Source organism: Actinospica robiniae DSM 44927 (genome assembly GCF_000504285.1).
Taxonomy (GTDB): Bacteria; Actinomycetota; Actinomycetes; order Streptomycetales; family Catenulisporaceae; genus Actinospica; species Actinospica robiniae.
Genome location: NZ_KI632511.1, coordinates 8,768,398 through 8,786,971 on the forward strand (window position 1 = coordinate 8,768,398; position 18,574 = coordinate 8,786,971).

17 protein-coding genes are annotated in these 18,574 nt (G+C 72.3%); 6 read left to right on the top strand and 11 right to left on the bottom strand.

The window, feature by feature from the left end; all coding sequences use genetic code 11:
• Window positions 1-819 precede the first annotated feature (819 nt).
• Complete coding sequence (locus ACTRO_RS37715; RefSeq protein ID WP_034270991.1) at window positions 820-1,365, bottom strand: ATP/GTP-binding protein; 546 nt, start codon at window positions 1,363-1,365, stop codon at window positions 820-822.
• 121 nt (window positions 1,366-1,486) lie between these two features.
• Here ACTRO_RS37715 and ACTRO_RS37720 point away from each other — a divergent pair, with 121 nt between their 5' ends.
• On the top strand, window positions 1,487-3,088 hold the full coding sequence (locus tag ACTRO_RS37720) for a beta-N-acetylhexosaminidase (RefSeq protein WP_034270994.1): 1,602 nt from the start codon (window positions 1,487-1,489) through the stop codon (window positions 3,086-3,088).
• 13 nt (window positions 3,089-3,101) lie between these two features.
• Here the strand turns inward: ACTRO_RS37720 and ACTRO_RS37725 are convergent, their stop codons facing one another.
• The gene (locus ACTRO_RS37725) at window positions 3,102-4,097 is read right to left on the bottom strand and encodes a hypothetical protein (protein WP_051452014.1); all 996 of its coding nucleotides are present in this window, start codon (window positions 4,095-4,097) and stop codon (window positions 3,102-3,104) included.
• Between the two features lie 42 nt (window positions 4,098-4,139).
• On the bottom strand, window positions 4,140-4,751 hold the full coding sequence (locus ACTRO_RS37730; protein ID WP_034270996.1) for an RraA family protein: 612 nt from the start codon (window positions 4,749-4,751) through the stop codon (window positions 4,140-4,142).
• A 97-nt stretch (window positions 4,752-4,848) separates the two neighbouring features.
• Between ACTRO_RS37730 and ACTRO_RS37735 the strand changes: the two genes are divergently transcribed.
• Window positions 4,849-5,649, top strand: coding sequence for a hypothetical protein (locus ACTRO_RS37735; protein WP_051452015.1), 801 nt, complete (start codon window positions 4,849-4,851; stop codon window positions 5,647-5,649).
• A gap of 60 nt (window positions 5,650-5,709) precedes the next feature.
• Here ACTRO_RS37735 and katG read toward each other — a convergent pair whose 3' ends face one another.
• The 4 genes from katG to ACTRO_RS37755 form a co-directional block, all read right to left on the bottom strand.
• Complete coding sequence (gene katG, locus ACTRO_RS37740; protein WP_034270999.1) at window positions 5,710-7,935, bottom strand: catalase/peroxidase HPI; 2,226 nt, start codon at window positions 7,933-7,935, stop codon at window positions 5,710-5,712.
• 34 nt (window positions 7,936-7,969) lie between these two features.
• Entirely contained in the window at window positions 7,970-8,410 is a 441-nt protein-coding gene (locus tag ACTRO_RS37745; RefSeq protein WP_034278557.1) for a Fur family transcriptional regulator, read from the bottom strand.
• 143 nt (window positions 8,411-8,553) lie between these two features.
• Window positions 8,554-10,404, bottom strand: a complete 1,851-nt coding sequence (locus tag ACTRO_RS37750; protein WP_034271003.1) for a glycoside hydrolase family 15 protein — start codon at window positions 10,402-10,404, stop codon at window positions 8,554-8,556.
• A 129-nt stretch (window positions 10,405-10,533) separates the two neighbouring features.
• Window positions 10,534-11,079, bottom strand: coding sequence for a universal stress protein (locus ACTRO_RS37755; RefSeq protein ID WP_051452016.1), 546 nt, complete (start codon window positions 11,077-11,079; stop codon window positions 10,534-10,536).
• A 138-nt stretch (window positions 11,080-11,217) separates the two neighbouring features.
• On the opposite strand from ACTRO_RS37755, the gene ACTRO_RS37760 reads away from it, so the two are divergent.
• Entirely contained in the window at window positions 11,218-12,219 is a 1,002-nt protein-coding gene (locus ACTRO_RS37760; protein WP_051452017.1) for a GlxA family transcriptional regulator, read from the top strand.
• Between the two features lie 37 nt (window positions 12,220-12,256).
• Window positions 12,257-13,681 (top strand): MFS transporter, encoded by a 1,425-nt coding sequence (locus tag ACTRO_RS37765; protein WP_051452018.1) that lies wholly within the window; start codon window positions 12,257-12,259, stop codon window positions 13,679-13,681.
• Here the strand turns inward: ACTRO_RS37765 and ACTRO_RS37770 are convergent.
• Window positions 13,620-15,566 (bottom strand): response regulator, encoded by a 1,947-nt coding sequence (locus ACTRO_RS37770; protein ID WP_034271004.1) that lies wholly within the window; start codon window positions 15,564-15,566, stop codon window positions 13,620-13,622. The two genes, ACTRO_RS37765 and ACTRO_RS37770, sit on opposite strands and share 62 nt — an antisense overlap.
• Window positions 15,567-16,004, bottom strand: a complete 438-nt coding sequence (locus tag ACTRO_RS37775; RefSeq protein WP_034271006.1) for a response regulator — start codon at window positions 16,002-16,004, stop codon at window positions 15,567-15,569.
• 216 nt (window positions 16,005-16,220) lie between these two features.
• Between ACTRO_RS37775 and ACTRO_RS37780 the strand changes: the two genes are divergently transcribed.
• Complete coding sequence (locus ACTRO_RS37780) at window positions 16,221-16,595, top strand: hypothetical protein (protein WP_034271008.1); 375 nt, start codon at window positions 16,221-16,223, stop codon at window positions 16,593-16,595.
• Between the two features lie 9 nt (window positions 16,596-16,604).
• On the opposite strand, the gene ACTRO_RS37785 is transcribed toward ACTRO_RS37780, so the two are convergent.
• Window positions 16,605-17,324 carry a response regulator transcription factor gene (locus ACTRO_RS37785; protein ID WP_245594605.1) on the bottom strand — a complete coding sequence of 240 codons (720 nt, stop codon included), beginning with the start codon at window positions 17,322-17,324 and terminating at the stop codon, window positions 16,605-16,607.
• 2 nt (window positions 17,325-17,326) lie between these two features.
• Window positions 17,327-17,602 (bottom strand): histidine kinase dimerization/phospho-acceptor domain-containing protein, encoded by a 276-nt coding sequence (locus ACTRO_RS37790; protein ID WP_211244549.1) that lies wholly within the window; start codon window positions 17,600-17,602, stop codon window positions 17,327-17,329.
• Window positions 17,603-17,757: 155 nt separating this feature from the next.
• Here ACTRO_RS37790 and ACTRO_RS37795 point away from each other — a divergent pair, with 155 nt between their 5' ends.
• A complete protein-coding gene (locus ACTRO_RS37795; protein ID WP_051452019.1) occupies window positions 17,758-18,573 on the top strand; it encodes a glycosyltransferase family 2 protein in 816 nt (271 codons plus the stop codon).
• Window position 18,574 lies beyond the last annotated feature (1 nt).

Sequence of the window (18,574 nt, forward strand, 5' to 3'; positions counted from 1 at the left end):
GGTGGTGGACGGGGTGTGGCCGAGAGCGGTGCAGGAATTCCCCTCAGCGTGCGACCGGGCCACGCGATCGTGCGCACCGGGTGGATCGGACCGGGGCGATGCAGAAATCGCCCGCATCGAACGCGGCGGGCCCACGGGATTCCTGCGCGAGGTCTGGGATCGGGGTGGATCACATGAGGGCGGTACAGGATTTCACATTAGGCGCGACCCGAGCATCGACCTCTTCGCGCGGATCGATGATCGGGATGGTCGGATCAGGGTGATGCAGAATTCTCCCGCATCGGGCGCGGCTGGCCTGCGGGATTCTGCCGCGAGGTCTGGGATCGGGGTCGATCGCGCCAAGGCGATGCACGATTCAGCAGCAAGCGTGACCCGGCCTGAGCGCAGCTCGCACCGTTCCCCAGGGGGTGGGCTCTCTCCTCGGTCGGGCAGGCGAAGCCCGATCAGGGTTCTGCCGGGAGGTCAAGCGGCGCGATGCAAGATCGAGCATCAGCGGAAGCTACCGCCGCTTGACCTCCCGGCAGGTTCCTGATTGCCTCCGGGGACCGACCGAGGAGAGAGAACGCCCCCGGCACCCGACCATCCCGAACCCCAGCCCGCCCCACAAACGACAGCACCCACATGAACCCGGCACTCTCTCCGAGGGAAGGGCCCGCGCCGGAGGCGAGATCTTGAAACCCCAGCCCACCCCGCCAACGCAACGGGTGGGCGGGCGGTCAGACAAAACAGGCGACGCGAAGCGGCCGCCCCACCTCTACGACCACCCCGACCCGACAGGCCAACACGCCCGACCAGCACACAGCCGATCATCAACTCGCGTTACGACACGGCCTGGCCGAGCGCGGCAAGAACCATGCCCACCCGTCCGTCCAGCGGCCCGTCGAGTTCCAGGACTGCGATGTCCCCCCAGAGGCCCAACGGGTCGTCGTAGACCAGGTCCAGTAACGCGTCATCGACCCGGAGGCGCAGCGCAGGCAGCTGCGCAGGCGGCATCACTCGTTCCGTCTCCGCGGTGACCCGCGTGATGACCAGCAGATCGAGCCCTGCGAAGGCAGGCTGCAGTGCTTCCGCCACGGCCGGGGCCTCAGGATCGGCGCCTGACGCCGTCATGTAGGCGAGATAGTCCAACGGCGTTCGGTCGAAGACGACCGCGGAGGACAGCGGCCGGGAGACCATGCTGCGCACCGAGCGCACGAGCATGGCGTGGTAGTCCTCCAGGGACGGCGGGTTCGCGAACTCGTAGCCCTCCTCCTCGAGCAGGTAATACGGTTCGTCGACCGCCACGTGACCTGGCAGATGCTCACACAGCGCCTCGACCAGCGTCGTCTTCCCCGTGCCGTGCGTGCCGGAGACACCCACTCTCATCTGCGGCTCCCACTCCAGAAAAACCGACTACGGCATTCTACCGTCGCTGATCCAAAGGACATCGGTGATTCAGCGGACAGTCCTAGCCTGACCTGCTGCGCTCGCCTAAGATCCAGTAGTTATGGATCTCATACCCGCGCCCCGGTCCCTCGTCCGCCCCGATGAGCCCGGCGCGTATCCGCTGACCGCGGCGAGCGCGCTGACCGGTGGGCCGGGGACGGAGCGCGTGGCGGCGTGGCTGCGGGCCGAGCTCGGCGCGGCGACGGGCTTCGACCTGCTGCCGGGCGACGGCGGGGGAGTGCGGCTCGGGCTGGATCCGGATCTCGGCGCCGAAGCGTACCGGCTCGTCGTCGACGCCGACGGGGTGCGCCTGAGTGGCGGCTCGGCGGCCGGCGTCTTCCTCGGCGCGCAGACGCTGCGTCAGTTGCTGGGTGCCGACGCCTACCGCCGCGCGCCGCTCCCGGAGCGGGACTGGTCGGTTCCGCACGTCACGATCGAGGACGAGCCGCGCTTCGGCTGGCGCGGCTTCATGCTGGATGTCGCGCGGCATTTCCTGCCCAAGGCCGACGTGCTGCGCTACCTCGACCTGATCGCCGCCCACAAAATCAATGTGCTGCATCTGCACCTCACCGACGACCAGGGCTGGCGCGTCGAGATCAAGCGCTATCCGCGCTTGACCGAGATCGGCTCGTGGCGTGAGCAGACCATGGTCGGCGTGCGCGAGGGCAAACGCCGCGACGGCCGCCCGCACGGCGGCTACTACACCCAGGACGACCTGCGCGAGATCGTCGCGTACGCGGCGGCGCGGCACATCACCGTCGTCCCCGAGATCGACATCCCGGGCCACTCCCGCGCCGCGATCGCCGCGTATCCGGAGCTCGGCAACGTCGACGTGATCAACACCGCGGCGCTCAAACCGTTCACTGACTGGGGTATCAGCAGCGACGTGCTCAACGTCGAGGACGCGACGCTGAGCTTCTACGAGCACGTGCTCGAAGAAGTGCTCGACATCTTTCCGTCGACCTTCGTGCACATCGGCGGCGACGAGTGCCCGAAGGAGCAATGGCGGGCCAGCGCGCATGCCCAGGCCCGGATCCGCCAGGAGGGCCTGGCCGACGAGCACGAGCTGCAGAGCTGGTTCATCCGCCACTTCGACCGCTGGCTCGCCGAGCGTGGGCGACGCCTGATCGGCTGGGACGAGATCCTCGAAGGCGGCCTCGCGCCGGGCGCCGCCGTCGCCTCGTGGCGCGGCTACGAGGGCGGCGTCGCAGCGGCCCAGGCGGGCCACGACGTCGTCATGTGCCCGAAGCAGCACGTCTACCTCGACTATCGCGAGTCCGAGCGCCCGGACGAGCCGATCCCGGTCGGCATCGTCCGGACGCTCGAGGACGTCTACCGCTTCGAGCCGGTCCCGCCCGGGCTGCGCGAGGATCCGGCCGCGGCGCGGCACGTGATCGGCACGCAGGCGAACGTGTGGACCGAGTTCATGGACAGCGTCCGGGTCGTGGACTACCGCACCTTCCCGCGCCTGTGCGCGTTCGCGGAGGTGGCGTGGTCCGCCCTGCCGTCCGACCCGGAAGCCCGCGACTACGCGGACTTCGAAGCGCGCATGGCCACGCACCTGACTCGCCTCGACGCCCTCGGCGTGGAGTACCGTCCCGCCGACGGCCCGCTTCCGTGGCAGCAGCGACCCGGCGTGCGCGGACGGCCGAAGGGGGATTAGGGCCGGGCGGGCCTTAGCCGTCGGCCCGCCCTTTTTCGCCGGTTGACTGCGGCAGCGCGGCGGCCAGTCGGTCGACTCCGAACCCGCTGATCAGGAGGCGTTCCTTGCGGCTGCCCGTCAGCTGCTGGGTCCATTCGACGAACCCGCCGTCGGCCAATTCCACGCACTCGCCGCCGATGGTGGCGTAGATCTTGTAGCACAGCCGGGTGTAGTAGCCGCGTCCGCTCGTGCGCTCGGGGTCGTCGAGGACGTCGACGCCCGGTGTCGCCGCCAGCGCGGCGCGGGTGTGTTCGAGGAGCGCGATGCTCGCCTCGTCCAGGCAGGTCAGGCGAATCTCGGCGTGCCCGACACCGGCGGCGGACAACACTCTGGCGGCGAACTGCAGGTGTTCGACGAGATGCCGGCGCTCGAAGGCGCGGTCGCCGGTGTCCCGTCCGGCGGTGACCATGCCGAAGAGCTGGAAGTGCGCGAGCATGCCGGGTGCGCCGAAGTGCTGGGCGCGCACCACCCGCTGGGTGGCGGCGAGCCGGACGGGTGTGCTGGAGCGGGGATCTGCCGCCAGGGCCGCGGACCGCCGATGGGCGGCTTCCAGGGCCAGGCCGTTGGTCGGATCGGCCGCGACCTCGCTGGCCCGGATCGTGGCCACCACCTTGCGCGGATCGACGCTGCCGACGGCCGAATGGGTCGCCAGCGGCGCGAGCGGCGAGAGGACCAGCGATTCGCAACCCTCGGGCAGCGCGGCGAACAGCACCTCTTCGGCGCGGCGCAGCGCGGCCGCGTCGATCCGGGCCGGGCCGACGAAGCGATCCGAGCGGTAGCGCCGCATCACCTCGGCCGGAGTGAGCCGGTCCGCCCGGCGCCGGAAGACCTCGAGCAGCAGTGTGGTGAGATCCGCGCCCGAGAGCTCGGTGACCAGCAGATCCAGCAGGTCCGGTCCGCCCGCGCGGCTCAGTACCCGTTGCAGGGCCGGACCGACTCGGGCGTGCTCTGAGAGCTCGTACTCTGCCATGGTCGACCACTATCGTCCGAAGTGCGGCGGCGCGGCCAGCGATTATTCGAATCCGAGACCGCTGAGCGCCTGGCCGATCTTGGCGCGGTGCTGCGCCTCCCACTCGTCGAGCGACTCAGCGGCCTCCTTCGCCAGCCTTGCCGTGGCCGCCGCGAGCAGCTGCTCCCGCTGTGCGGCGGGCACCACGACGACGCCCTCCTCGTCAGCGACCACGACGTCACCCGGATGGACGAGCACGCCGCCGCAGCGGGCCGGTTCGGCCAGGGCGCCGAGGGCCTTCTTCGTGCCCGGCTTCGGGATGACGCCGCGCCCGAAGACGGGGAACCCGGCCTCGCGGACCTCGGCGAGGTCGCGGATCAGGCCATCGACCACGAACCCGGCCACGCCGCGGCGCTGGGCGACGGCGCACACGTTGCCGCCGGCCAGCGCGTAGTCCAGATCGCCCGACTCGACCACGATGACCGAGCCCGGCTCGGCGCGGTAGATCGCCGCGTGCAGCATCAGGTTGTCCCCGGGCGGGCAGCGCACGGTGTAGGCCGGGCCGGCCAGCCGGGGCACCGGCGTCCACAGCGGGCGGATGCCGATGTCCATGATCTGCGCCCGGTCGAGCAGGTCGGCCAGAGTAGTGGTGGGGATTTCGGCAAAGGCGCTCATGCGTTCCTTCTTCTCTGCGCGGCCGTGACTTCGTGGTTTTACCCCTGCGTCACCGGCCGCGTCCGATCGTGAAACCTCGGGCGGGGATCGTAGAGCCATGACATTACAGAACACGCTCCGGCACCACCGCCACCTGGTCGAGCTCGGCTCGCTGCTCGCGACGGCGGGCGCGGCCGACGCCTTCGCCGACGCATTCGGGGCGCGGCGCGACGGCGTCGCCGTGCTGATCTGCCTCGGCATAGCCCTGATCGTGACGACCGTCGGCCACCACGTGTGGCTGCGCCGGAGCGACCACGCGCCGCCGCACGCAGCGAAGGCAGCGGAGACGGCGGACGCACTCGACGCCGCGGTGACCGGCGTCGTCTGGCGGGTGCGCACCGAGATCGACAACACGCCCGGCCGACTGGCCGTGCTCGCCGGCGCGCTCGCAGCCGCCGGCGCCAACATCCACGGCCTCGACGCGCACCCCGGCCCGGCGGGCACGGTCGTGGACGAATTCCTGGTCGAGACCCCGCCGGACACCTCCGCGCAGCAGCTGTGCGCTGCCATCCGGGCGGTCGGCGGTCGGGCGACCCGCGCCGTCCCGACCGACCTGCTCGCACTCGTCGACGCACCGACCCGCGCGCTCGACCTCGCCGCCCGGCTCGCCCGACGGCCCGACGCACTCGAAGCCGTGCTGGCCGATCTGCTGGAGGCCGAACGGGTCGAGCTCGGGCCGGCCGACGCAGACCTCGAACATCTGGCCGACGGGACCAGGCTCGTGCTGCGCGGCCCGGACGGCACAGCGGTCACGGTCAGCCGACCCGGCCTGCCGTTCACCGTGGTCGAACGCTCGCGCGCCCGCGCCGTGCTCGACCTCGCGGCCGCCCACAGCGCCGCACGCGAACGCGGCTGCTGAAAAACGCCTCCGGCCGACCCGAAACGGGTCGGCCGGAGGCGTCGGAACAGAAACCGCGGATCAGGCGCGGTCGAAGCGGTCCAGGTTCATCACCTTGTCCCAGGCCGACACGAAGTCGTGCACGAACTTCTCCTTCGCGTCGTCGCCGGCGTAGACCTCGGCCAGCGCACGCAGCTCGGAGTTCGCACCGAACGCCAGGTCGACCCGGCTGCCGACCCACTTCACCGTGCCGGACGCGTCCCGGCCCTCGAAGGACACGGCGTCCTCGGAGGTCGGCGTCCAGGTGGTGTCCAGGTCGAGCAGGTTGACGAAGTAGTCGTTCGTCAGCTTGCCGGGCGTCTCGGTCAGCACGCCGACCGTGGAACCGCCGTAGGTGACCCCGAGCGCGCGCAGTCCGCCGACCAGGACCGTGGTCTGCGGCGCGGTGAGCGTCAGCAGGTTCGCACGGTCCAGGAAGAGGTACTCCGCCGGGAGCCGGTGGCCCTTGCCGACGTAGTTGCGGAAGCCGTCCGCGGTCGGCTCGAGGTTGCTGAAGGACTCGGTGTCGGTCTGCTCCTGGGTCGCGTCCACCCGGCCCGGCCGGAACGGCACCGCGACCGGCACCCCGGCGTCCTTGGCCGCCTTCTCCACGCCGGCGTTGCCGGCCAGCACGATCAGGTCGGCCAGCGAGACCTGCTTGCCGCCGGTGTGCGCGGCGTTGAACTCGCCCTGCACGCCCTCGAGGGTGCGCAGCACGGTCGCGAGCCGGTCCGGCTCGTTGGCCTCCCAGCCGCTCTGCGGCTGCAGCCGGATCCGCGCGCCGTTCACGCCGCCGCGCTTGTCGCTGCCGCGGAAGGACGAGGCGGCCGCCCAGGCGGTGCCCACCAGCTGGTCCACCGTCAGACCCGTGGCCAGCACGCGCTCCTTGAGCTCGGCCGCGTCCGCCGCGTCGATCACCGGGTGGGTCAGCGGCGGCAGCGGGTCCTGCCACAGCAGCACCTCGGACGGGACCTCCGGGCCGAGGTAGCGGGCCACCGGGCCCATGTCACGGTGCGTCAGCTTGTACCAGGCGCGGGCGAAGGCGTCGGCGAACTCCTCCGGGTGCTCCAGGAACCGGCGCGAGATCGGCTCGTAGGCCGGGTCCATCCGCAGCGCGAGGTCGGTGGTGAGCATGGTCGGGGCGTGCCGCTTGGCCGGGTCGTGCGCGTCCGGGACGGTGTCCGCGGCGCCGCCGTCCTTCGGCTTCCACTGGTACGCGCCGGCCGGGCTCTTGCCCAGCTCCCACTCATAGCCGAACAGGATCTCGAAGAACGAGTTGTCCCAGGTGATCGGGGTGTAGGTCCAGGCGCCCTCGAGGCCGGAGCCGATCGCGTCGCCGCCCTTGCCGGTGCCGAAGCTGCTCTTCCAGCCCAGGCCCTGCTGCTCGAGCGGGGAGGCCTCCGGGTCCGGGCCGACGTGGTCGGCCGGGCCGGCGCCGTGGGTCTTGCCGAAGGTGTGGCCGCCGGCGATCAGGGCGATGGTCTCGGCGTCGTCCATGGCCATCCGGCGGAAGGTCTCGCGGATGTCGCGGGCCGCGGCCAGCGGGTCGGGCCGGCCGTTCGGGCCCTCCGGGTTGACGTAGATCAGGCCCATCTGGACCGCGGCGAGCGGGGACTCGAGGTCGCGGTCGCCGGTGTAGCGCTCGTCGTCGAGCCAGCCGTGCTCCGGACCCCAGTAGACGTCCTCCTCGGACTCCCACACGTCCGGCCGGCCGCCGGCGAACCCGAAGGTCTTGAAGCCCATGGTCTCCAGGGCGACGTTGCCGGCCAGGATCATCAGGTCGCCCCAGGACAGAGCCTGGCCGTACTTCTTCTTCACCGGCCACAGCAGCCGGCGGGCCTTGTCCAGGTTGACGTTGTCCGGCCAGCTGTTGAGCGGGGCGAAGCGCTGCTGGCCGGAGCCGGCCCCGCCGCGTCCGTCCTCGATCCGGTAGGTGCCGGCCGCGTGCCAGGCCATCCGGATCATGAACGGGCCGTAGTTGCCGTAGTCGGCCGGCCACCACTCCTTGGAGGTGGTCAGCACCTCGGCTATGTCCTGTTTGACCGACGGCAGGTCCAGGGTCTCGAACGCGGCGGCGTAGTCGAAGCCGGCGCCGTTCGGGTTTCCCTCGGCCGGGTTCTTGGCCAGGATGCGAAGGTTGAGCCGCTCCGGCCACCATTGCCGGTTGCCGCCGCCCTGAGCGGGGGCGAGCGCACGGCCGTGCGCCACCGGACAGCCGGTGCCCTCCGACTTCGGATCTACGTCGAGTGCTGCATGGTGCTCAGACATGTGAATCCTTCCTCAGGTAGGCGGATCATGGCGCCTAGGTCGCCGCCGCCACGGGGGAGCAGGCGGGACACAGGCCCCAGTAGATGACCTCGGCCTCGTCGATGGCGAAACCGTGATCGTCGGACGCGGTCAGGCACGGCGCCTCGCCCACCGCGCAGTCGACGTCGGCGACGACGCCGCACGCGCGGCACACGAGGTGGTGGTGGTTGTCCCCGACCCGGCCCTCGAACCTGGCCGGGCTGCCCGGCGGCTCGATCCGACGGATCAGCCCGGCCGCGGTCAGCGCGGTCAGGGCCTCGTAAACGGCCTGCAACGAGACGTGGCCGACGCGCTCGCGGACCCCGCCGGCGATCTCCTCGGCGTCGAGGTGCGCGCCGGCGCGGACGGTCTCGAGCAGCGCGACCCGTGCCGCGGTGACCCGCAGGCCGGCGCCGCGCAGCTGCGCGGCGGTGGTCGGGGTCGCGGACGGGCTCATGGCGGCCACCCTATCTCCCTAAAGACGAACGATTCAAGATAACGAGGAGTTCTCGTTACATGAAAACCAGCTTAGTCCGGGTTCGCCGAATCGCCACCGGATGTCCACTTCCGTCACCGTCAACGTCACCTTCACCACTGCCGTCACCGCCGCGCCGAAAGCGCCCGTCCGAGCCGGCTGCCGGAGGCGATGACGCCGATATGGCTGAAGGCCTGCGGGAAATTGCCGCAGAAGGCGCCGGTGCCCGGGTCGATCTGCTCGGAGAGCAGCCCGAGCGGGCTGGCCCGCGCGCACAGCGAGGTGTAGAGCTCCTCCGCCTCCTCCAGCCGGCCCTGCCCGGAAAGGTTGTCCACCAGCCAGAAGCTGCACAGCAGGAAGGCGCCCTCGTCGCCGGGCAGCCCGTCCGGCGAGTCGGTGTGCAGGTAGCGGTAGAGCAGGCCGCCGCCGGCCGAGAGCCGTTCGGCCACGGCCGCGGTGGTCGCCGTCATCCGCGGATGGTCGAACGGGACCACCCGGCGCAGCGGCAGCGCGAGCAGGCTCGCGTCGAGGCCGCCGCCGTCGCCGAGGTGCTCGGTCAGCGTCCGCGCCCGCTCGTCCCAGGCCTCGTTCAGAATCAGGTCACGAAGACTCTCGGCCTCCTGCCGCCAGTGCCGCGCCGCCTCGCGATCGCCGAGCAGCCGGGCGATCCGGCCGGCCCGGTCCATCGCCACCTGGCACATGGCCGCGGAGTAGGTGAACACCCGGCCGGCGCTGCGCACCTCCCAGATGCCCTGGTCCGGGGTGCGCCACTGCTCGCCCGCCTGGCCGGCCAGCCGGGCCAGGCTCTGCCACAGATGCGGCGGGACGTCGCCGCCGCCCTCCACCCACTGATACGCGCAGTCCAGCACCTCGCCGTAGACGTCGTGCTGCACCTGGTCGGTCGCGCCGTTGCCCCAGCGCACCGGCGCCGAGCCGCGGTAGCCCTCGAGATCGTGGTCCACGACCTCGTCCGGCACCGGCTCTCCGGTCAGCGTGTACATGATCCGCGGGCCCTCGCCGGCCTCGAACGCGTCGAGCACCCAGCCGAGGAACGCGTCCGCCTCGCCGCCGAAACCGATGCGGCGCAAGGCGAAGACGGCGAACGCGGCGTCGCGCACCCAGGCGTAGCGGTAGTCCCAGTTGCGCACGCCGCCGATCGGGGCCGGCAGCGAGGAGGTCGGCGCGGCCACCAGCGAGCCGTTCGTCCAGTCGTCGCAGAGCTTCAGGGTGACCGCCGAGCGGCGCACCATGCTTTCTTGAGGGCCCTGATAATCGAACCCGGACATCCAGCGCCGCCAGGCGCGCTCGGTGCTGCGCACGGTGGTCTCGGCCTCGAACCGATGGTGCCGGTGCGCCCGCGCCCAGGACAGGCACAGGCTGACCGACTCGCCCTGTTCGAGCTCGTACACGCCGTGCGTGCCGTCCGGCTCCCCGGTCCCGACCCCGCCGAGCGGCCGGTCTCCGCGCAGGTGCAGCCGCATCCCCGGCCGTTCCGGCAGACGCAGTTCCACCCCGCTGAACAGCGGCCGTGCCTGCGCCCCGCCCAGCGGTTCGATCGCGTACCTCAGCCGCACCCGCCCGGAGAGCACTAGGGCCGTGCGCACCAGTTCCCCGCGTCCGGCCGGGACGTCGTCGGACAGGTCCGCGCCCGCCCGCAGCGTCATCACGTCGGTGATCCGCACCGTGCCGGAGGCGCAGCGGAACTCGGTGTCGAGCACGGCCGTGTCCGGCCGGTAGAGCTGCCGGGTCTCGAACGGTTCGTCCGGCGCGAAGGTGAACGCCCCGCCGCGGGCGTGGTCGAGCAGGCCGCAGAACACGGGGCGGGAATCGAACCGGGGCAGGCACATCCAGGACACCGCGCCGTCCCGCCCGACCAAAGCGGCCGCCGCCCCGTCGCCGATCAACCCGTGATCTTCCAGCGGCAGATAGCCACCGGCTCGGCGGATCGGCTGGAACGGCGGGTCCGGATCGAGCATCGGGCTTCCTGTCGGCGGCGGTCAGCGCGGACGGGCGGTCCGCTCGTCCCAAAGTGCACCGCGCCGCCGGGCCCGGCTGCCCGGGTGGACCGTCCGGGTCAGCGGGCGGTGGACGCGGCCGCCGCCCGCTCAGCCGCCGCTCGGCCGCCGCGGCCCGGCGAAGTCCTCCGGGGTGATCCGGCGCAGCTCCCGGCGCAGCTTGCGCGGCGAGGCCGGCGGCGCCACCAGCAGCACCGGCGCGCGGGCGCCGGCCGCGGCGCAGCGGCGCACGTGCCCGTGCAGGAACCGGGCCAGCCGGCCCCGGCCGCCGGCGCCGAGCACCAGCAGGTCCCCGGACTGGTCGGCCAGCGCGTTCAGCGCGAACGCGGCGGGTGCGCGCACCACTATCCGTTCCACCGCGACGTCGTCCGGTATGCCGCCCGCGGCCGCGATCGACGCCTGCAGCCGTTCCTCGGCCCGCAGCGCCCAGAGCGCGGCCAGCCGGGGCTCCGGTGCCATCCGGTAGACGGTCTCGCCGCCCGGGGGCTCCCAGGCCAGCACCGGAACGAGGACGCTGCGGGTGCAGCGGGCCTCGTAGACGGCCCGGCGCAGCGCCGCGGCGCTGCTGGCCGAACCGGTCACCCCGACCACCACGCGGGCGGGGCGCACCACGGGGGATAGGTCCGTTTCGTTCATAGTTTCCAGTATTCGAGCGACAGCGCCGCCCGCACAGTGGCACTATTGCCGTAGGCCCATAAGATCCTGCCAGCCGGGGCCGTGGCGTCCGCATGCTGGACGGCCGGGGCCCGTCGACACCGCTGATGGGAGGTCGTCATGCTCAAGACCGTCGCGGCCGTGGTGATGGAAGGCTCGGCCGCCTTCGAGCTCGGCGTCGCGTGCGAGGTCTTCGGGATCGACCGAACGGCCCATGGGGTGCCCCGCTTCGACTTCCGGGTGTGCGCGCAGGAGCCCGGCCGTCCGATCGGCTCCACCGGCGTCGGCGTCCTCGCGCCGTACGGTCTCGACGGCGTCGTCGGCGCGGACGCGGTGATCGTGCCGGCCGTGGCCGGGCCGCCCGAGGGCTTCCCCGAGCCGGTGCTCGAGGCGCTGCGCACGGCGGCGCGGGCCGGGGCCACGCTGGTGTCGGTCTGCTCGGGCATCTACCCGCTGGCCGAGGCCGGGCTGCTCTCCGGCATGCGCTGCACCCTGCACTGGAAGCAGGTGGCGGACTTCGCCCGGCGTTTCCCCGACGTCAAGCTGGACCCGGACGTGCTGTTCGTGGACGAGGGCTCGGTGATCACCAGCGCGGGCACCGCGGCCGGCATCGACGCCCTGCTGCACCTGGTGCGCCGCGAGCTCGGCACCGCCGTCGCCAACGAGATCGCCCGGCAGATGGTGGTCGCCCCGCAGCGCGACGGCGGCCAGCGCCAGTTCGTCTCGCTGCCGGTGCCGGAAGAACCCTGCGACAGTCTGCAGCCGGTGCTGGACTTCATGATCGAGCATCTCGGCGGGCAGTTCGACGTCGCCCGGCTGGCCCGGCTGGCCGCGATGTCGGAGCGCACCTTCGCCCGCCGCTTCGTCGCCGAGACCGGCACCACGCCGCTGCGCTGGCTCACCACCCAGCGCATCCTGCACGCGCGCCGGCTGCTGGAGGAGACGACGCTGAGCGTCGAGGAGATCGCAGGGTCCTGCGGCCTGGGCTCCGGCGCCCTGCTGCGCCACCACTTCCGCCGCGTGGTCGGTCTCACCCCGGCCGACTACCGCAAGTCCTTCCGGGTCGAGGCGGCCGGCGCCCTAGACCGGCACCGAGAAGGTCCCAGCCGCCGGACGGCCTGACGGGGAAACGGCGCTGGCGTGGGATGATGCCGCTGCCATGGACATGCACGCGCACGATCAGCCCCTCCCGACCGTCCCCGAGACCGACTCCGCGACCGACCCGATCGCCGCCGTGCCGCCCGGCGCCGAGCGCGCGCACCCCGTCCTACCGCACACGCCGATGCGCGCCTGGATCATGTGGCTCGGCGCCGTGGCCGTCTACCTGGTGGCCGTGTTCAACCGCAGCAGCCTCGGCGTGGCCGGCCTCGACGCCGAGCACCGCTTCGGCATCAGCGCCTCCGCGCTCTCCACCTTCTCGATGCTGCAGCTGCTGGTCTACGCCGGCATGCAGATACCCGTGGGCCTGCTCATCGACCGGCTCGGCCCGCGCCGCATGCTGATCTCCGGGCTGAGCGTGATGTGCGCCGCCCAGGCCTGCTTCGCCGCCGTCCCGTCCTTCGGCCTCGCCCTCGCCGCCCGCGGCCTGCTCGGCTGCGGCGACGCCATGGTGTTCATCAGTGTGCTGCGGATCGTCGCGGCCTGGTTCCCCACCCGCCGGGTGGCGCTGCTGACCCAGCTCACCTCGCTCACCGGCGCGGCCGGCGGCATCGCCAGCACCTGGCCGCTGGCCTGGGCCCTGCGCACCTTCGGCTGGAGCGGGACGTTCCTCGGCATCGCCGGAGCCGGGCTGTGCGTGCTCGTGCTGCCCACCCTGGTCGTGCGCGACACGCCGGAGACCGCCGCCCCGCGCGTCCCGCGGCCGCGCCCGGACGCTCCGCGCGTCCGGGTGCGCACGCAGATGCGCGAGGCGTGGGCCCGGCCGCATACCCGGCTCGGGCTGTGGGTGCACTTCACCACCGGTTTCCCCGGCGCCGTGTTCAGCCTGCTGTGGGGCTATCCGTTCCTGGTGCAGGGCGAGGGCGTCGACGCGGGCACGGCCAGCGGCCTGCTCACCCTGTTGATATGCGCGGGTATGGGCATATCCTTCGGCTTCGGCGTCCTGCTCACCCACCGCCCGCAGCAGCGGATCCCCTACGCCCTGGCCGTGATCGGCGTCACCGCCGGCGCCCTGGCCGCCGTGCTGCTGTGGCCCGGCCGCGCGCCCGGCTGGCTGCTGGTCGTCCTCATCTGCGCCTACGCGACGAACGGCGGAGGCTCGATGATCGCCTTCGACATCGCCCGCAGCGCCAACCCGCCGGAGAGCCTGGGCACCGCCTCCGGCATGGTCAACGTCGGCGCCTTCATCGCCTCCGCGATCACGTTGCAGGCGACCGGATTCCTGCTCGACCGCACCGGCGCCGGCCACGCGCTCACCGCCGCCGCGGCGCTGGACGGCTACAAGACGGCCTTCTGCTTCCCCTTCGTCCTGCTCGCACTCGGTACGGTGCAGATCCTGCGCCTGTCCCGCGCCGCCGGCGAGTTCACCGCCGCTCCGCGCCCGCGAGCACTTCGCCGATCGCCGTCAGCAGCGCCGACGTCGTGAACGGCTTGTGCAGCAGCGCCATCCCCGCCGGCAGCGGCTGGTCGCCCGGCAGCGTGCCCGCCGCGTAGCCGGACATCAGCAGCACCGGCAGGGTGTGATCCACGGCGCGGACCGCGTTGGCGAGTTCGATCCCGGACATACCCGACATCACCAGGTCGGTCAGCAGCGCGTCGATCGAGTCGGCCGACTCGGTGTAGATCCGCAGCGCGTCCTGCGGCGCCGCCACGCTGATCGTCCGGTATCCGTTGCGGCCGGCCATCAGGCACACCAGGTCGCGCACCGCGTCGTCGTCCTCGACCACGAGCAGCGTCTGCCCGCGGCCGTCTTCGGGTGCGGGTTCCTCGGCTCGCCCCGACTCGGCCGGGCACTCGACCGCCGGCAGGTCGATCCGCACCACCGTGCCGCGGTCCGGTTCCGAGCTCAGGCTGATCTCGCCGCCGGCCGCCTTGACCACCCCGTACGCGGAGGAGAGTCCCAGGCCGGTTCCGGCTGACGCGTCGGTGGTGAAGTACGGCTCGAAAGCGTGCTTGCGTACCTGGTCCGGCATCCCGGTGCCGGTGTCGGACACGCTCAGGCGCACCATCGGCCCGGACGGCTCGGCCCCGTCCTCGCCGCTCTCGCCGTCCGGCTCCACGTTGCCGGTCTCGATGACCAGCCGCCCGCCCGAGGGCATGGCCCGGCGCGCGTTCGAGACCAGGTTGAGCAGCAGCCGCTCCAACTCGCTGCGGTCGATCCGGATCGGACGCAGGTCCGGCGCCGCCCGCGTGACGAACTCGACGTCCTCGCCGATCGCCCCGCGCAGCACCCGCTCGGTCTCGGCCACCACCGCGTTGGCGTCGAGGATCTCCGGGCGCAACGGCTCCTGCCGGCTGAACACCAGCAGCTGCCGGGTCAGCCCCGCGCCGCGCTCGGACAGCGTGCGGATCAGCTCCAGGCCCGGGCGGTGCGGGCTGTCCGCCGGCAGTTCGCCGAGTGCCAGGTCGGTGTGGCCGAGGATCACCGCGAGCAGGTTGTTGAAGTCGTGCGCGATCCCGCCGGCCAGCCGGCCCATCGACTCGAGCCGCTCGGCCTGGCGCAGCTGCTGCTGCAGGGCGTCGCGTTGGTGGTCGGCGCGCACTCGGTCGGTGATGTCGCGCAGGATCCCCTCCACGGTGATCACGCGCCCGTCCTCGTCGCGCAGCGCGACCGCCCGCTGCTCGGTCCACGCGTCCCCGCCCTCCGGCCGCGGCCAGCGCACCACCAGCGGACGCGGGTTCGGCGAGTGCCAGGCGGCCCGCAGCGCGGCCTGGTCCTCCGGCGCGGCCAGGCCGAAGAGCCTCTCCGGGTCACCGCACAGCTCCCGCGGATCCCGGCCGAACACCGCCTGCGCGGCCGGGCTGAGGTATTCGACCTCTTCCACCGGGTGCAGGCGGTAGCGGAACATCACGTCCGGCGAGTGGTCGGCGAACAGCCGGAAGCGCTGTTCGCTCAGCCGCCGGGTCGCCTCCGCGGCCCGCCACTCCCGCCGGTGCTCGGCCTGCCGCAGCTCCCGGCGCACCACCTCGACCAGCCGGGCCGGCTGGTCCTTGAGCACGAAGTCGTGCGCGCCGGCCCGCATCAGCGCGGCCGCGGACTCCTCGCCGATCCGTCCGCTGACCAGGATGAACGGGAGGTCCAGTCCGCTGGCCTGGACCAGCTCGAGCGCGTCCTCGGCGCCGAAGCCCGGCATCCAGTAGTCGGAGATGACCAGATCGGGGGTGCGCGCCCGCAGCGCCTCGCGGGCAGTGTCCGCGTCCTCCACCCGCTCGTAGTCCAGCTCCACCCCGCCGCGGCGCAGCCGGGTGGCCGCCAGCAGCGCGTCGTCCTCGCTGTCCTCGCAGATCAGGATCTTGATGGGGGCGGTCATCTACAGCGTCCCCGGATCCGGGCACGGCTCGTTCACCCCGAGCCAGTACGACGCCAGGGTCTGGATCAGCTCGGTGAAGCCGGCGAACGAGACCGGCTTGCACACGAAGCTGTTCGCGCCGGCCAGATAGCAGTTGAGGATGTCGCGCCGCTCCCGCGAGGTGGTCAGCACGACCACCGGGACCAGCGAGGTGCGCGCGTCCGCCCGCAGCCGCCCGAGCACGTCGAGGCCGCTGATCTTGGGCAGGTTGATGTCGAGCAGCACCAGCGCGGGCTTGAGCCCGCTCCGGCCGTCCTCCGGCAGCAGGAGGGTCAGGCACTCCTCGCCGTCGGTCGCGGCCACGATCTCGTTCTCGAAGCCGTTCTTGGCGAACGCCCGGCGGGTGAGCAGGACGTCGTCCGGGTTGTCCTCGACCAGCAGGATCGGCGCGTCGATCACGGCAGCTCACCCCGGACCCCGGGCATGATCTCTGCCGTGCGCTCACGCATCGCTTTCCGCCTTGTCGCGACGGGGAACCTCGGTCGCCTCCATCGTCAGGCGGCCTGATCGCCGCGGCAACCGGGAAGTCTTGAGCAGAACCTGACCGGGACCACACCCGCGCTTTCGCCTCCCGGCCGAGGCTGGTTCACCGGGGGTGAGCGAAAGGTGGGCACGATGCGCGAGGCGCGCGGTGCCCGTGCGAGGCCGGCCGTGGACGCCGAGCGGCTCGGCCGGGTGCGGGCCGAGGTGGGCGAACAGGCGGTTCGCCGCTACGCCCGCGCCTACCTGGACCTGCTCTGGCCCCGGATCGAGCGGATCGAGCAGGCGATGGCCGCGGCCGAGGCCGGCGAGGCCCGCCGGATCATGTTCGACCTGCGGGTGAGCAGCGAGATGCTGGGCGTCGCCGAGCTGCCCGGCATGATCGCCGAGCTCGAGTCCTCGCCGCAGACCTGGCTCGCCGCCGGCACGGCCCGGTTGCGCCGCGAACGCCGGGAGGCCAAGCGCGTCGAAGACGAACTGCCGCCGCTGCTCGGGCTGCTCGGGGTGTGACCTGGCAGGTCAGGGCGCGCCGAAGCGGTACCCGACGCCGCGCACGGTGTGCACCCAGTGGCCGCTCTGCGCGCTCTCGCCGAGCTTGTGCCGCAGGTTCGCCACGTGCACGTCGATCACGTGGTCGTCGCCCGGCCAGTCGGTGCGCCAGACCCGGCGCGCCAGCGTGTCGCGCTCCCACACCCGGCGCGGGCGGCTCATGAAGGCCTCCAGCAGGTCGAACTCCGTTCGGGTGAGTTCCACCGGCTCGCCGGCCAGGGTGACCTCGCGGCTCTCCCGGTCCAGCAGCAACTCGCCGATCCGCAGCACCGCCCCCTCGCTCGGCTGTTCGGGCGCTCCCGGGTCGGCCAGCCGCGGTCGGCGGAACATCGCCCCCACGCGTGCACGCAGCTCGCGCGGCGAGAACGGCTTGCCCAGATAGTCGTCCGCGCCGACCTCGAGACCGATCAGCCGGTCGGTCTCCTCGGCCCGCGCGGTCAGCATGATGATGTAGGCGTTCGTCATGTTCCGCAGCTGCCGGCAGACCTCGATGCCGTCCATGTCGGGCAGGGTGAGATCCAGCGTCACCACGTCGGGCGTGCGCTGCCGGGCCTGCTCGAGCGCGCTCGCGCCGGTCCCGGCGCCCACCGGCTCGAAGCCGGCCTGCCGCAGGGTGTCGCACAGCAGCATCCGGATGTCCGGGGCGTCCTCGACGACCAGGGCCATCCGCGGCTGCTCGGCCTGCGCCACGGCTACGGTCCGTCCTGCGGCGCGGGCACCGCCGGATCGAGCTCGTCGACCAGCCGGGCGAGCCGCCGCACGCTCTCGTCCACCGTGCGCAGGGTCGCGGCCTGTTCGGGCGTGACCGGCCCGTAGCTGCCGTCGGAGAGCAGTTCGAGATAGCCCAAGGCGCTGGTCAGCGGGGTGCGCAGCTGGTGCGCCAACGCGCCGAGCAGCTCGTCCGCGCGCTCCTCGAGCGGACCCAACGCCTCGACCAGGGCCACGGTGGGCCGTACAGAATCACCCACGCGATCAGGGTAGATCGGCGCCGTGAGCTTCGCCATCGAGGCCTTGAGCAAACGCTGACGAACCCTTGAATGCCCGTGAACCTGGCCGCAAGAACCTGGTCGGAACGGGGCGTGAGGAGCCCGGAGCCACCAGCGCGGAACCAGGTGAAGGAACGATGGCGATCAGTGAACAGTACTCGGCGACGGCTCCGGCCACGGCCGCGTTGCCGACCGGTTCGCCTCGGGTCAGCGTGGTCATCCCGGCGCGCGACGAGGCGCGGAACCTGCCGCTCGTGCTGGGCGAGCTGCCCGTGGGCCTGCACGAGGTGATCCTGGTCGACGGCGGCTCGCAGGACGGCACCGTCGCCGCGGCCCGCCGGGTGCGGCCCGACGTGCGCGTCGTGACCCAGTCCCGCTGCGGCAAGGGCAACGCCCTGGCCTGCGGCATAGCCGAGTGCACCGGCGACATCGCGGTGCTGCTCGACGCGGACTACTCGGCCGACCCGGCGGAGATCGCCGCGTTCGTGGAGAAGCTCGAGGGCGGCGCCGACGTGGTCAAGGGCAGCCGCTTCCTGCGCGAGGGCGGCAGTTCGGATCTGACCGTGTTGCGCCGCGCCGGCAACAAGACCCTGCTCTTCCTGATGAACCGGCTCTACCGGACCTCGTTCAGCGACCTCTGCTACGGCTACAACGCGTTCTGGACTCGATGCAGCCCCGCCCTGGAACTGCCCTCGGCCGGTCCGGGCGAGGCGGAGTTCGGCGACGGATTCGAGTTCGAGACCGTGTTCGCCGCGCACGCCGCGACGGCGCGGCTGGAGATCGGCGAGGTGCCGTCCTTCGAGCGGGACCGCCGGTTCGGCGTGAGCCACCTGCACACCTGGCGCGACGGCTGGCGCTGCCTGCACGCGATCCTGCGCGAGCGGCTGCCCTGGCCGAACCCGCAGCAGGTCGAGGCGCTGCCGGTGGAAGCCATGCGAGCTGCGGAGAAGTAGT